The following is a 13,590-nucleotide window of genomic DNA, read 5'->3' as shown; positions in this document are numbered from 1 at the left end:
GGCCTTCGGCGTCGGGCACCTGTCGGCGACTCGACGTCGACGAACCCGGCCCGAACCGGCCCGGACCGCTTCGCGACCCGGCCACCCATGAGCCAACGCGCCGCCCGCCACCATCGGTTGCATCACGGGAGGGATTCACGATCCGCTCGCGCGGGACGGCTCCTCCGCGGTGGCGCGCGGCTGGGCCGGCGGCACCCACGCGTCGGCAGGAGGCAGGATGGGCGGGTGACTGCCACCACCCGCCCACCGTCGGCCGTGTTGGACGCGGTGCTCGAGCGGTTGACGTACGTCAACGAGGAAACCGGCTACACCGTCGCCCGGGTGGCCACCGACCACGGCAGTGACCTGCTCACGGTGGTCGGTGCGCTGCTGGGGGCCCAGCCGGGGGAGAGCCTGCGCCTGTCCGGTCGGTGGTCGTCGCACCCGCAGTACGGCCGGCAGTTCGAGGTGCACTCGTACACCACCGTCCTGCCGGCCACGATCCAGGGCATCCGCCGCTACCTCGGTTCCGGGCTGGTCAAGGGCATCGGCCCGGTGTTCGCCGAGCGAATCGTCGCCCACTTCGGCCTCGACACCCTCCGCGTCATCGAGGAGGAGCCCGCCCGCCTGGTCGAGGTGCCCGGGTTGGGGCCGAAGCGCACCGCGAAGATCACCGCGGCGTGGGAGGAGCAGAAGGCCATCAAGGAGGTGATGGTCTTCCTCCAGGGCGTCGGCGTGTCCACCTCGCTGGCCGTGCGGATCTTCAAGCAGTACGGTGACGCCTCCATCACCGTGGTCCGCAACGAGCCGTACCGGCTGGCGGCCGACGTGTGGGGCATCGGCTTCAAGACCGCCGACACGATCGCGCAGGCCGTCGGGATCCCGCACGACAGCCCCCAGCGGGTGAAGGCCGGCCTGCAGCACACCCTGTCCGAGGCCACCGACGACGGGCACTGCTACCTGCCCCGCCCGCAGCTGGTCGACGACGCCATCAAGATCCTCAACGTGCCGGGCGACCTCGTCACCGCCTGCCTCGACGAACTCGTCGGCGAGGAGGGCGTGGTCCGCGAGACGCTGCCCGGGCCGGACGGCGAGCCGACGACGGCGGTGTACCTGGTGCCGTTCCACCGTGCCGAGCAGTCCCTCGCCGGATCCCTGCTGCGGCTGCTGCGCGACCGCGCCGACCGGCTGCCCCACTTCACCGGCGTCGACTGGGGCAGGGCGCTGGCCTGGTTGAAGGCCCGCACCGGCACCGACCTCGCCCCCGAGCAGGAACAGGCGGTCCGCCTGGCCCTCACCTCCCGGGTCGCCGTGCTGACCGGCGGGCCCGGCTGCGGCAAGAGCTTCACCGTCCGCTCGATCGTCGAACTCGCCGCCGCGAAGCGGGCCAAGGTCACCCTCGTCGCGCCGACGGGCCGCGCCGCGAAGCGACTGTCGGAGCTGACCGGGCATCCGGCGGCCACCGTGCACCGGCTGTTGCAGCTACGCCCCGGCGGGGAGGCCAGCCACGACCGGGACAACCCCCTCGACGTCGACCTGCTCGTCGTCGACGAGGCCTCCATGCTGGACCTCATCCTGGCCAACAAGCTCGTCAAGGCCGTCCCGCCGGGCGCGCACCTGCTGCTCGTCGGGGACGTCGACCAGCTCCCCTCCGTCGGCGCCGGCGAGGTGCTGCGGGACCTGCTCGCCGCCCCGGCCATCCCCCGGGTCCGGCTGACGCAGGTCTTCCGCCAGGCCGCGGAGTCCGGGGTCGTCACCAACGCCCACCGCATCAACGCCGGCAGGCCGCCCCTGCTCGAGGGTCTGAGCGACTTCTTCCTGTTCGCCTGCGACGACACCGAGGCCGCCGCCGCGCTGACCGTGGACGTCGCCTGCACCCGGATCCCCGCCCGCTTCGGCCTCGACCCGCGCCGCGACGTCCAGGTCCTCACCCCCATGCACCGCGGCCCGGCCGGCGCGGCGGCGTTGAACACGCTGCTCCAGCAGCGGCTCACACCGGCACGCGACGGGCAACCCGAGCGCCGCCTGGGTGGACGGGTGTTCCGCGTCGGCGACAAGGTCACCCAGATCCGCAACAACTACGACAAGGGCCAGGCCGGCGTCTTCAACGGCACCGTCGGGATCGTCACCGCGCTGAGCACCGACGAGCAGACCCTGACGGTACGCACCGACGAGGACGAGAGCATCGACTACGACTTCGACGAGCTGGACGAACTCGCCCACGCGTACGCGATGACGATCCACCGCTCGCAGGGCTCCGAGTACCCCGCCGTCGTCATCCCGCTGACCACCAGCGCGTGGATGATGCTGCAACGCAACCTGCTCTACACCGCCGTCACCCGCGCCAAGAAGCTCGTCGTCCTGGTCGGTTCCCGCCGCGCCCTCGCCGCCGCCGTCCGTACCGTCGGCGCCGGGCGCCGCCACACCGCCCTCGACCACCGCCTCGCCTGAGCGGCCCGCCGCCCCCGCACCGCCGGCCCGGGTCCCGCCTGCCCCTGCCCTCCGGCGGTGGGGACCGCGACCGGCGCGGGGCGGTCCTACGCCAGCGGGCGGAGCGCGGCCGGCGCGGGGCCCAGCGCCGCGAGCTGGATCTGCAACGCCAGCCGCGTGCGCGGCGACGCGAGGTCGACGGGGACGACCTCGGTGAGGCGACGCATCCGGTACCGCAGCGTGTTGGGATGCACGTGCAGCTGCCGCGCGGCCCTGTTCGGGTCGCCCTGCTGGTCGAGCCAGGCGGCGATCGTGGCGACGTAGTCGGTGCCGTGCTCCCGGTCGTGGGCCATGAGCTGGGGCAGCGGCCCGCCCACCAGCAGGTCGACGCTGGGCACCGCGCCGACCACCCGGTGCACGACCACCTCGGCCCACTGGTCCTCGAAGCGCAACACCGGGCCGCGCTGCCCGGCCGGGCCGCGCAACGCGAGCAGCTCCGCCGCCTCGGCGCGCGATCGCGGCAGGTCCGTCAGGGTCCGGGCGACACCGCCGGACGCGGCGTACAGCCCTGGGTCCTGCACGGCGACGTCGTGGATCAGCTTCTCCATCCACCGCCGCGACCCGGGTGAGGCGCCGTCGTCGACCAGGACGGCGAACAGGACGTCGCCGACGTCGGCGAGCAGGGGCTGGCGCCAGCCGTGCCGGCGGGTGATCGACTCCCACAGGGCGAGGTTGTCGACCATCTCCCCCGTCCCGCCGTGCGCGCCGAGTGCGACGACCCGCCACGGCCCCTCGGGCAGGGCCAGTTCCTCCCGACCCATCCTGCCGGGGGCCCGCAGGGCAGCCCGCAGCCGGTCGGCCGACACCCGGCGCGCGACGTCGGCCTGCACGCGCAGGCGGAGCAGGTGCAGGGCCAGCACGGACGCCGTGCCCTGCAGGTCGCGCAACCGCCCGTCCGGCACCGGGCCCTCGACGACGGCCCAGATCGAGCCGAGCAGCTCGCCGCCCGCGCGGATCGGGATGATGAGGCGGGGCAGCGTCCCGTCCGGGCCCTGCGGTACGAAGATCAGCTCGCTGCCCGTGGCGAGCTTGCGGAAGACGCCACGGGAACGGAAGTGGGCGATCACGTTGCCGGGGGCGCGGCGGCCGACGATCGTCGACACGCGCGCCGGGTCGGTGCGGTCCTGGCGCGACGAGTAGGCGAGCACCCGGGACTGGGCGTCCTCGATCGTCACCGGCGCGTCGACGACGGCGGCGGTCGCGTCGGCGAGGGCGAACAGCTCGTCGTACACGCCGGGCTCCCCGGGCTCCGGCGAGCCGGGCGCGACGGCCCGGTCGATCATCCCGCGCAGCAGCCAGACGAGCTGGGCCCAGGAGCCGTGGCGCTGCAGCTCGACCAGGGTGAGGCGTCGTTGGGCGGCGGCCGCCGTCACGTCGGGGTGCGCGGCCAGCGGAGGCTTGAGGACGAGGCCGGCTGCCCCCGCCTCGCCGCAGCGCGCGACGACGGACAGCGCCTGCTCGGCGGTCGCGATGCCCGCGCCGAGGACGAGGTCGCCGCTCTGGCCGGTCGTGGCGTCGTCGAGTTCGGCGACGGTCACGTCGCGTACCTCCGCCTCGTCGGCGGGGACGACGACCTTGAGCAGCGCGGCGCCGGCCGCGTCCACCACGCCAGCCACGGTGAGCATGCCCGCGATTGTGCCTCGGCCTTGTGCGTCCCGGCCAACCGTCGGGGCGATCCTTGGTCGGAACGGACAATGACCTCTCGGCCCGGCGGGGACAGGATTGGCCGCAATCCCGGTTGCGCCTGAAGGAGAAAAACGACATGTCCCCCGTCGAGTCAGTGCCCGCCCCCCAGCACGTCGCCGTCGTCGGCGCGGGGATGGTCGGGCTGGCCACCGCCTGGTTCCTGCAGGAGCGGGGGCTCCGGGTCACCGTGCTCGACCGTATGGGGGTGGCAGCGGGCGCGTCATGGGGCAACGCCGGCTGGCTCACCCCCGGCATCACCACTCCCCTACCGGAACCGGCCGTGCTGCGCTACGGGGTGCGCGCCGTGCTGAGCCCGTCCTCGCCGGTCTACGTGCCGCCGCGCGCGGACGCCCGGCTCCTGCGGTTCCTGGCGGGCTTCGCGCGGCACAGCACGGCGTCGAAGTGGCAGGCCGCGATGCGGGCCCTCATCCCGATGAACCGGCGGGCGCTGGCGGCGTTCGACGCGCTGGCAACCGGCGGGGTCGCGGCGCCGACACACGAGGCGAAGTCGTTCCTCGCGGCGTACCGGACCGAGGCCGACCGGTCGGTCCTGCTCGACGAGCTGGCGCACATCCACGCCGCGGGTCAGGGGATCGAGTTCGACGTCCTGACCGGGGCCGAGGCCCGGGAGGTGGAGCCCTCGCTGTCGGACGCGGTCGGCGCCGCCATCCGCCTGCATGACCAGCGCTACGTCAACCCGGGGCAGTACGTGCACGCGCTGGCCGACTCCGTCCGCGCGCGGGGCGGAGCGATCGTGGCCGGGGTCGACGTCGTGGACGTCCGCGACGAGGGAACCGCGGTCCGGGTGGCGACCTCCGCCGGCACCGACGAGCGCTACGACGCCGTGGTGCTGGCGACCGGCACCTGGCTCGGCCAACTGGCCCGGCGCTTCGGCGTCCGTACCGTCGTGCAGGCCGGTCGCGGCTACAGCTTCAGCGTCGCGATCGAGCACCTGCCGGCCGGTCCGGTCTACTTCCCCGCGCAGCGCGTGGCCTGCACGCCGCTGGGCGACCGGCTGCGCGTCGCCGGGATGATGGAGTTCCGCAGCGCCGAGGCGCCGCTGGACCGGCGCCGCATCTCGGCCATCGCCGAGGCCACGCGACCGCTGCTGCGGGGCGCCGACCTGGACGCCCGCACCGACGAGTGGGTCGGCTCGCGACCCTGCACCCCGGACGGCCTTCCCCTGATCGGCCGGACCAGGTCGCCGCGCGTCTTCGCCGCCGGCGGCCACGGCATGTGGGGCATCACCCTCGGCCCGCTCACCGGCGAGCTGCTCGCCGAGCAGATCACCGGCGGCGGGCAGCCCGTGGAGCTGCGCCCCTTCGACCCGCTGCGCTGACGGGCGCCGCCCGGAACCGACGAGCCGCCGGCTGGGCCTCGCCGCACCCGGACGGATGCCGCGGGCGGGCGGGAGACGGGCGAGCCGCCCGTCTCCCGCCCGCGGCCACCGGACCAGCACAGCCGGACGTGCCAGCAGCCCAGCGCTTCCGGCGCCCGTCGAGGAAGCCCTGGTGGTCGACGAGGTGCGGAGATCAGGAGGCGGTCGCGATCGGCGAGGGGTTGAGCCTGGCGAAGCCCTCCTGCCGCTGGTAAGGGAAGTACGGGTAGGGCGCGGTGCGGGCGCTGGCGGTGTCGAGCCGGGCGATCTGTTCGGGTGTGAGTGACCAGCCGACGGCTTCGATGTTCTGCCGCAGTTGCTCCTCGTTGCGGGCGCCGATGATGACGGTGGCCACGGTGGGTCGTCGCAGCAGCCAGTTGACCGCGATCTGCGGCACTGCCCGGCCGGTCTCGCGGGACAGCTCGTCGAGGACGTCCACGATGCGGAAGAGGTGCTCGTCGTCGACCGGCGGGCCGAAGGCGGCGGTGGCGTGCAGCCGGCTCGCGGGCGGTGGCGGGGTGTCGCGGCGGATCTTGCCGGTGAGTCGTCCCCAGCCGAGCGGGCTCCACACGACGGCTCCGACGCCCTGGTCGAGGCCCAGGGGCAGCAGTTCCCATTCGTAGTCCCGGCCGATGAGCGAGTAGTAGACCTGGTGCGCCACGTACCGGCAACGGTGGTCCCGGTCGGCGACCGCAAGGGACTTCATGAGTTGCCAGCCGGCGAAGTTGGAGGCGCCGACGTAGCGGATCTTCCCGGCCCGCACCAGGTCGTCCAGTGTCGCCACGACCTCTTCGATGGGCGTCGCGGCGTCGAAGGCGTGCAGCTGGAACAGGTCGATGTAGTCGGTGCCGAGTCGGCGCAGCGCCGCGTCGACCGATCGGATGAGCCGGGCCCGTGAGGTCCCCGCGTCGTTCGGTCCGTCGCCGGTCGGCAGGCCGCTCTTGGTGGAGATCAGGACGGCGTCGCGACGGCTCCTGATCGCCTGCCCCAGCACCTCCTCGGACGCGCCGTCGGAGTACACGTCCGCGGTGTCGAACATGGTGATCCCGGCGTCCAGGCAGATGTCGACGAGGCGCCTGGCCTCGCGCGCGTCCGTGTTGCCCCAGGCACCGAACAGCGGTCCGGAGCCGCCGAAGGTGCCGGCGCCGAAGCTCAGTGCGGACACGGTGAGGCCGGATGCCCCCAGTCGTCGGTACTCCACGATCACACCCCTCTGTTAACGGAACTGTGGTTCCTTTAAGCTGGTGAGTACGATAGCAGCCATCCGCAGCTAAGGGAACTGGAGACCCGTTATGACCGTCGGTGCCATCCGGCCCGGAGGACGGACCGCCCGGGTACGCGCCGCCGTGCTCCGAGCCGCCAGTGACGCGCTCATCGAGCATGGCTTCGACCGTCTCGACCTCGCCGATGTGGCGCGCCGCGCCGAGGTGGGCAAGACGACGGTCTACCGCCGCTGGGGTACGGTCGCCGGCCTCGTCGCCGACCTGCTGGCGGACATGGCGGAGCAGTCGTCGCCCCGGGCCGACACCGGCTCGCTGATCGAGGACCTGCGGGCCAATGCCCGGCTCGTGCAGCGCACCCTGGTCGATCCGCGCCAGGGCGCACTGTTCCGGGCGGTCATCGTCGCCGCGACCTGCGACCCCCGTGCCGCCGAGGCGCTGCATCGCTTCTACGCCGTACGCATCGCCGAGTGGGCTCCCTGCGTCGATCAGGCCGTGCAGCGGGCCGAGCTGCCCGTTGGCACGGATGCGGCCGAAGTCATCCGCGCCGTCTCGGCACCGCTCTACTACCGCCTGCTCGTCAGCGGAGATCCCGTCGACGAGGCCGCGGCGGACCGGGCTGCCGAAGGGGCGGCGGCCGCCGCCCGTGCCGGCGTCTACACGCCGACCAACGGTCGCAACTGACGGTGCGCCACCCCTCGGCTGCCGCGCCCGAGGCGGGCCGCCGCGCCCGCTGCCGGACCCGAGGCGGCACGAAAGGGACGAGGTCCTCGTTCGGCCCGGCCTGAGGTGCGCCCGGCGCGACGAGACGCCCGCCTACGCTCCGTGACCGGCGCGGCACCGCATCCCCGCCGGGCGGCGGCCGGCTCGACGCATCGGGGCGCTGGGCCGCCTGGTCGTACCGGGCAAGCAGAACATCCCGATCTGGCTCACGCTGCTCATCGGTGTGGTGGCGGCGGTCCTCGGCACCCTCGTCGCCGGGGCCCTGGGCGTCGACGACACCCGGGGGATCGACTGGATCGAGCTGGCCCTCCAGGTCGTCTTCGCCGCGATCGGCGTCGTCATCGCCGCCGGCGCCTACGGTCGCCGACGTATCCGCTGACCTGCGCGCCCGACGGCGCCGGCCCACCCTCGCGATGGGCCGGCGCCGTCCTGTCCGCCGCGCTGCCCGAAGGACCGCGCCGGCGAGGACAGGCGGCGCGCCTAGCTACGACAGTCGCAGCAGGTGCGGCCGTGGGCGGCGCGCCGGTGGGGCGCGGGCCGGCAGGTGGCGCAGTACCGGGCCGACGGGCGGTGCGCCAACTCCTCGATCGGGATGTCGCGGTCGCACCCCTCGCAGGTGCCGTAGCGGCCCTGTTCCAGGTAGTGCAGCGCCCGGGCGATGTCACCGAGGGCCCGTCGCGTGGCGGCGGTCAACGCGGCGGCGGCCTCGAGATCGGCGCCGTCGGAGCGCACCTGGCGGGCCTGCCGGTCCAGCAGCGCCAACTGGGTGCTGTGCCGCTCGTACTGCTCCTCCAGGACGATCCGGAGCACCCCCAGCTCGTCCTGCCTGTTCACGACGTACACGATCGGTCCTTCTCCCTGCTCGCAACGAAAAGAAAGGGCGGAGCGCTGATGCGCTCCGCCCGCCGTGTGCCGGTCCTGTGGATCTCGACCGGGTGGCGGCGGGCGGCCCTGGCGAGGCGCCCGCCGGGTCGGCGGCGCGACGATCGGCGCGACGGCGCCCCGGCGGGCGCGGACGACCGACGGCACGACGAGGCGACGGGTGATCGCGCCCGCGACAAGGCGGGTCCGCCGCCCGACCGTCGCGGCCGTACGCGACGGCGCGGAAAGGTCCTGGTGCGCCGCGGTGCGGGGCTGCCGGGAGGGGCCGGGGGCGATCACGGCGTCACCATAGACCGAACGCCCGCGCACCGGCCAGCGTCCGCAGCCTCGGGGCCTCGTCGTGGGGTTGCCGGGTCGGCCGGGGCGGACGTGACGCGTCGCACAGGCCCCGAAACTGACGTGCGCGCGCCGGCCCCGGCGCTCTACCTTTCGGCCGTGACCCTCGACATCGTAAGCCTCGCGGACCGCCCCGACCTCGCCCGTTCGCTCGACGAAGACTTCGACGGGGCGTGGCCGCCGTTCATGCTGTGGGACCCGATGGGCGCGCTGTACTACGGCGTCGCCCACGACCTGTATCCCGAGTTCGTGTTCGCCGCCGTCGACCCCGCCGATCCCGCACGCGCGGTCGCCCGGGCGTACGCGGTGCCGCTGCGCTGGACGGAACCCGAGCTTCCCGACGGGGGTTGGGACCGGGTGGTCCAGCGGTCCACCCTCAACCGCCTGACCGGCGCGGACACGAACATCGTCTCGGCGTTGGAGATCTGCATCCGGCCCGACCGGCGCGGCACCGGGCTGTCCGCCGTGATGCTCGCCGCGATGCGGGAGGCCGTCGCGAAACTGGGCTACGACACGCTGGTCGCGCCCGTCCGACCGAGCGGCAAGCACACCCGGCCCGAACTGCCGATGACGCAGTACGCGGCGCAGGTCCGCGAGGACGGCCTGCCGGTCGACCCCTGGCTGCGGGTGCACGTCCGCGCGGGCGGACGCATCGAACGCGTCGCCACCCGGTCGATGACGATCGCCGGGACCCTCGCCGACTGGCGTCGCTGGACGGGCCTGCCGTTCGACACCAGCGGGCCGGTCCACGTGCCCGGGGCCCTCGTGCCGGTGCACTGCGACGTGGCGCACGACCACGCCGTCTACGTCGAGCCCAACGTTTGGGTCAGGCACCGGCTCTAGGTCGTCGCGCCGCGCTCAGGGCGCGGGCCAGTTGCGCAGCAGGGCGTCGAGGGCGTCCAGGACCCGTGTCCAGGTCTCCTCGGTGTCGGGGGCGCTGTGGCTGAACCCGCCGCCCAGCTCCAGGCTGACGTAGCCGTGGAAGACGCTGCCCAGCAGCCGGACCGCGTGCGTCTGGTCCGGCTCCGTCAGGTCGTAGCCGCGCAGCAACGCCCGGGTCATCTGCGCGTGCCTGCCGCCGGCGCTGGCGGCCGCCGTCTGCGGGTCGAGCCTGAGCTGGGCCGCGGCGTAGCGGCCGGGATGCTCCCGGGCGTAGTCGCGGTAGACGTTCGCGAGGGCGGTCAGGGCGTCCTTGCCGGCGCGCCCCGCCAGGGCGTCGGCGGCCCGGTCGGCGAGCTCCTCAAGGGCGAGCAGGGCGATCCTGGTCCTCAGGTCCTGGGAGCTCTTCAGGTGCGAGTACAGGCTCGCGACCTTGACGTCGAACCGCCTGGCGATCGCCGAGACGGTCACCTGGTCGAAGCCGACCTCGTCGGCGAGCTCCGCCCCCGCCAGGGTCAGGCGTTCCGTGGTCAGTCCTGCCCGTGCCATGCTCCTCCGCCCACTAGGCATAACCGATTATGCATTTGCCTAATGTCTTTAGGCAAATTAGCCTGCCTCGCATGAAGCAGCTGACCGAGCAGGAGATCCGCGCCGCCTTCGTGAACTGCAGCAAGGGCGAGGCGAAGCGCCTGTCCGTCCCCCGCGACCTGGCCGAGCACCCCTGGGACGACCTCGACTACCTCGGCTGGCGAGATCCCCAGGCCTCCCACCGGGCCTACCTCGTCGCCGAGCTGGACGGCCGGCCGAGAGCCCTCGCGCTGCGCTGCCCCAGCCCCACCCCCGCGCAGCCACGGCGCGGCATGTGCTCGATGTGCCTGACCGCCCCGAGCGGCGGCGTCTCCCTGATGGTCGCGCCCAGGGCGGGCAAGGCCGGGCAGCAGGGCAACACGGTCGGCACCTACGTGTGCAGCGACCTCGCCTGCTCGCTCTACGTACGGGGCAAGAAGGACGCGGGCGCCGGCGCACGGCTGCAGGAGTCCCTCACCCTGGAGGAGAAGATCCAGCGGACCGTGGCGAACGTCGCCGCGTTCGTCGCCAACGTGACCGCCTGATCCGGTGCGACGATCCGCACTCACGGCGCGGCGGGAGGCGGCCCGGTGTAGCCGCTGTTCCAGCGGAACCGGTTGGCCGGCTGGGCGTACTCCTCGTTGACGTGCGCGAGCCAACCCGCCGTCCGGGCGACCGAGAAGATCACCTCGGCGGCACCCGGCCCCATGCCGGCCGCGTGCGCCAGCACGGCGACCGCGAAGTCGACGTTGGGCAGGGCCCCCCGCCGCGCCGCCGTCGCCGTCAGGTCGTCCACGACCCGCCGCAGATCACCCTCGACCGGCAGGTCCGCGACGAGGTCGAGCAGGGTCGCGCCACGCGGGTCGCCCGCCGGATAGAGCGGATGCCCGAACCCGGGCAGGCCGCCGGCCCGCAGCCACTCGGCGATCGCGGCCGACGCCCCGTCCCGCCGGGCGGCCTCGATCATCCGGTGGACGCCGCCGCCGGCGGCTCCGTGCATCGGCCCGTCCAGCGCCCCGAGGCCCGCCAGCACCGCCGCGTAGGGGTTCGCCCGGGTGGAGGCCGCGACGCGTACCGCGATGGTCGACGCGGCCAGGTCGTGGTCGGCGAGCAGGACGAGGGCGCCGTTGAGCGCCCGGAGACCGGCCGCGGACGGTGCCGCGCCCGTCAGCCGCGACCAGAGGCGGGCCGCGAGGCGCTCGTCGGCGGGAGGCTGCCCGGCTAGGGGCAGGGCGTCGACCATGGTGGACAGCAGCGCCGGCGCGAGGGCCGTCACGGTCGCGGGGGCCAGGTCGAAGCGCAGCGGGTCCATCGCGGCCGCGACGGCGACGATCACCGGCAGCCGGTCGAACAGCCGCGCCCGGGCGGGCAGGTGGCCGCTCGCCAGCCTGGCCCGGTCGAGGGTCTCGGGAGACGTCGCGAAGGCGCCCCGGTGCCGTTCCCCCGTCCACAGCCAGTGCGCGACCTCCTCGAACGCCGTTGCCGGTGCCAGCTTCCCGGCGTCCAGCCCCCGGTAGTGCAGCCGCCCGTACGCGATCAACGTGGTGGCCGTCCGCATCGCCGGGGCGGCGTCGCGGTCCGGCCGGGTCGCCTGCGTGCGGGCGGCCAGCCGCTCGACGTCGGCCAGCCGGAACCGGCTAATCCGCTCGCCGGGGACCCTGACCCGGGCGAGCAGCCCGCGACTGACGTACGCGTAGATCGTCTCCGGCTTGACGCGCAGGCGAAGCGCCACCTCGGCGGTCGTCAGCAGCTGTTCCCCGGACATGTGGGCATGGTCTCATGTTGACTGGATCAACGTTGACTGCGCCCGTCGGGCGGCGTGACGCTGCCCGCATGCCTGACACCATCACCGCTCCGCGCGGGCTCGCCGGGGTCGTGGTCACCGACACCACGATCGGCCGCGTCCGCGGCGCCGAGGGCTTCTACCACTACCGGCAGTACTCCGCCATCGACCTGGCCGAGCACCGCACCCTGGAGGACGTCTGGGCGCTGCTTTTCGACGGTCATTTGCCCGCCGATCCCACCGCGCTGCGCCGGGAGATCGCGCCGCTGCGCCGCATCCCGCCCGCCGTCGCCGCCGTGCTGCCCGACATCGCCGCGGCGTCGACGTCGCCGGACCCGATGGGCGGGCTGCGCGCCGCGCTGGCCGTCGCCGGCCTCGCCGCAGGGGCCCGCCCGCTGTACGACACCCCGCCGGCAGAACGGCGGGCGCAGGCGATGGCGCTCTGCGCCCTCACGCCCAGCCTGCTGGCCGCACTGTTCCGGCTGCGGGCGGGGCTGGAGCCGATCGAGTCTCGCGACGACCTGTCGCACGCGGCGAACTACCTGTACATGATCACCGGCGAGGAGCCGTCCGCACCGCACGCCCGCGCGATCGAGCGCTACCTGATCGCGACGGTCGACCACGGCTTCAACGCGTCCACCTTCACCGCCCGCGTCGTCGCCTCCACCGGCGCCGACATCCACGCCTGCGTCGGCGCCGCCCTCGGCGCGCTCTCCGGCCCGCTGCACGGCGGCGCCCCCAGCCGGGCCCTCGACACCCTCGACGCCATCGGCTCCCTCGACCAGGCCGACGCGTGGCTGCGCGACCGCATCGTCAACGGCGAGCGGATCATGGGATTCGGGCACCCCGTCTATCGCACGGAGGACCCGCGCTCGCGCCTGCTCAAGGGGATCGCCCGGTCTCTCGGTGGCGATCTGGTGGACTTCGCCGTGGCCGTCGAGGAGCGGGTCCTGTCGCTGCTGGCGGAACTGAAGCCGGGCCGGGAACTGCACACCAACGTGGAGTACTACGCCGGCGTGGTCATGCACCTGTGCGGGCTACCCCGGGAGATGTTCACCCCGACGTTCGCCACCAGTCGGGTGATCGGGTGGTGCGCGAACGTGCTGGAACAGGCCGAGGACTCGAAGATCATCCGGCCGGACTCGCGCTACGTGGGCCCGCACGCGCCCCAACCGCTGCCGACCGAGGCCGCACCGCCCCTGGTCTAGGCGGGGCGCGGCTGCGCGTCACCCAGGATTGGGCGGAGCGCCGCCGTCACGATCGTCCCGCGGGCAGGTGAGCCACCGCACCAGTGGCACCAGCGCGACGTCGACGCAAAGGTCGACTGTGAGCCGTTGCGGTGAAGCCGGTTCGCTGGCGGGGGCAGGGGTGGTGGGAGCCGGGGTCGCGGGGGCCGGGGTGGCGGTCGGGGCCGGACGACTGGTCCGGGGTGGCGGGGGCACCGGTGCCGTCGCCGGCGCCGTCGAGGGAAGCGCCGGCGCGGCGACACCGCCGGTCGAGACCGGTTCCGGCGTCCTGATCGGCGCGCGTACCCGTATCACGTCGCCCCTGGTGGACGTCGCCGGCACACCGGCCCCCGACGTCGCCGTGCCCGTCGCCCACGCCGCCGGCTCGCCGGGGGTGGCCGGGGCGGCGGCCTCGACGAGGTTCGGCGGCGCGGCGGCGGC

Annotated in this window: 13 protein-coding genes; 8 read left to right on the top strand and 5 right to left on the bottom strand. The window is 74.2% G+C overall.

The features are described from left to right. Positions 1–225: 225 nt before the first annotated feature. Positions 226–2,430: an ATP-dependent RecD-like DNA helicase gene (locus AB0G13_RS15895; RefSeq protein ID WP_357874507.1), complete on the top strand. Its 2,205-nt coding sequence runs from the start codon at positions 226–228 to the stop codon at positions 2,428–2,430. Between the two features lie 86 nt (positions 2,431–2,516). Here AB0G13_RS15895 and AB0G13_RS15890 read toward each other — a convergent pair whose 3' ends face one another. Continuing rightward, on the bottom strand, positions 2,517–4,094 hold the full coding sequence (locus AB0G13_RS15890; protein WP_357874504.1) for a helix-turn-helix domain-containing protein: 1,578 nt from the start codon (positions 4,092–4,094) through the stop codon (positions 2,517–2,519). A gap of 137 nt (positions 4,095–4,231) precedes the next feature. Between AB0G13_RS15890 and AB0G13_RS15885 the strand changes: the two genes are divergently transcribed. Further along, positions 4,232–5,494, top strand: coding sequence for an FAD-dependent oxidoreductase (locus AB0G13_RS15885; protein ID WP_357874501.1), 1,263 nt, complete (start codon positions 4,232–4,234; stop codon positions 5,492–5,494). Between the two features lie 193 nt (positions 5,495–5,687). Here the strand turns inward: AB0G13_RS15885 and AB0G13_RS15880 are convergent, their stop codons facing one another. Continuing rightward, complete coding sequence (locus AB0G13_RS15880; RefSeq protein WP_357874499.1) at positions 5,688–6,734, bottom strand: aldo/keto reductase; 1,047 nt, start codon at positions 6,732–6,734, stop codon at positions 5,688–5,690. Positions 6,735–6,825: 91 nt separating this feature from the next. On the opposite strand from AB0G13_RS15880, the gene AB0G13_RS15875 reads away from it, so the two are divergent. Next, positions 6,826–7,437, top strand: coding sequence for a TetR/AcrR family transcriptional regulator (locus tag AB0G13_RS15875; protein ID WP_357874496.1), 612 nt, complete (start codon positions 6,826–6,828; stop codon positions 7,435–7,437). Between the two features lie 160 nt (positions 7,438–7,597). Further along, a complete protein-coding gene (locus tag AB0G13_RS15870; protein ID WP_357874592.1) occupies positions 7,598–7,855 on the top strand; it encodes a GlsB/YeaQ/YmgE family stress response membrane protein in 258 nt (85 codons plus the stop codon). 101 nt (positions 7,856–7,956) lie between these two features. On the opposite strand, the gene AB0G13_RS15865 is transcribed toward AB0G13_RS15870, so the two are convergent. After that, positions 7,957–8,310: a hypothetical protein gene (locus AB0G13_RS15865; RefSeq protein WP_357874493.1), complete on the bottom strand. Its 354-nt coding sequence runs from the start codon at positions 8,308–8,310 to the stop codon at positions 7,957–7,959. 483 nt (positions 8,311–8,793) lie between these two features. Between AB0G13_RS15865 and AB0G13_RS15860 the strand changes: the two genes are divergently transcribed. Further along, complete coding sequence (locus tag AB0G13_RS15860; protein ID WP_357874491.1) at positions 8,794–9,537, top strand: N-acetyltransferase; 744 nt, start codon at positions 8,794–8,796, stop codon at positions 9,535–9,537. 15 nt (positions 9,538–9,552) lie between these two features. Here the strand turns inward: AB0G13_RS15860 and AB0G13_RS15855 are convergent, their stop codons facing one another. After that, positions 9,553–10,122, bottom strand: a complete 570-nt coding sequence (locus tag AB0G13_RS15855) for a TetR/AcrR family transcriptional regulator (protein WP_121398575.1) — start codon at positions 10,120–10,122, stop codon at positions 9,553–9,555. A 71-nt stretch (positions 10,123–10,193) separates the two neighbouring features. Here AB0G13_RS15855 and AB0G13_RS15850 point away from each other — a divergent pair, with 71 nt between their 5' ends. Further along, positions 10,194–10,685 (top strand): FBP domain-containing protein, encoded by a 492-nt coding sequence (locus AB0G13_RS15850; protein ID WP_357874488.1) that lies wholly within the window; start codon positions 10,194–10,196, stop codon positions 10,683–10,685. Between the two features lie 20 nt (positions 10,686–10,705). Here AB0G13_RS15850 and AB0G13_RS15845 read toward each other — a convergent pair whose 3' ends face one another. After that, positions 10,706–11,905, bottom strand: a complete 1,200-nt coding sequence (locus AB0G13_RS15845; RefSeq protein ID WP_357874485.1) for a citrate/2-methylcitrate synthase — start codon at positions 11,903–11,905, stop codon at positions 10,706–10,708. A gap of 68 nt (positions 11,906–11,973) precedes the next feature. Here AB0G13_RS15845 and AB0G13_RS15840 point away from each other — a divergent pair, with 68 nt between their 5' ends. Both AB0G13_RS15840 and AB0G13_RS15835 read left to right on the top strand, forming a co-directional pair. Continuing rightward, the gene (locus AB0G13_RS15840; RefSeq protein ID WP_357874482.1) at positions 11,974–13,131 is read left to right on the top strand and encodes a citrate/2-methylcitrate synthase; all 1,158 of its coding nucleotides are present in this window, start codon (positions 11,974–11,976) and stop codon (positions 13,129–13,131) included. Positions 13,132–13,294: 163 nt separating this feature from the next. Further along, a partial coding sequence (locus AB0G13_RS15835; protein WP_357874479.1) for a hypothetical protein occupies positions 13,295–13,590 on the top strand: 296 nt, incomplete at its 3' end.

Source organism: Micromonospora sp. NPDC023633 (assembly GCF_040640035.1).
Lineage (GTDB): Bacteria > Actinomycetota > Actinomycetes > Mycobacteriales > Micromonosporaceae > Micromonospora.
Note: the sequence above shows the minus strand (reverse complement) of the source record. Positions and strands in the feature narration are given on the sequence as shown.

Bases quoted from the DNA above. Each gene is read 5' to 3' on its own strand.
- AB0G13_RS15890 (WP_357874504.1), bottom strand. From the start codon at position 4,094: ATGCTCACCGTGGCTGGCGTGGTGGACGCGGCCGGCGCCGCGCTGCTC.
- AB0G13_RS15885 (WP_357874501.1), top strand. From the start codon at position 4,232: ATGTCCCCCGTCGAGTCAGTGCCCGCCCCCCAGCACGTCGCCGTCGTC.
- AB0G13_RS15875 (WP_357874496.1), top strand. From the start codon at position 6,826: ATGACCGTCGGTGCCATCCGGCCCGGAGGACGGACCGCCCGGGTACGC.
- AB0G13_RS15855 (WP_121398575.1), bottom strand. From the start codon at position 10,122: ATGGCACGGGCAGGACTGACCACGGAACGCCTGACCCTGGCGGGGGCG.
- AB0G13_RS15850 (WP_357874488.1), top strand. From the start codon at position 10,194: ATGAAGCAGCTGACCGAGCAGGAGATCCGCGCCGCCTTCGTGAACTGC.
- AB0G13_RS15845 (WP_357874485.1), bottom strand. From the start codon at position 11,905: ATGTCCGGGGAACAGCTGCTGACGACCGCCGAGGTGGCGCTTCGCCTG.
- AB0G13_RS15840 (WP_357874482.1), top strand. From the start codon at position 11,974: ATGCCTGACACCATCACCGCTCCGCGCGGGCTCGCCGGGGTCGTGGTC.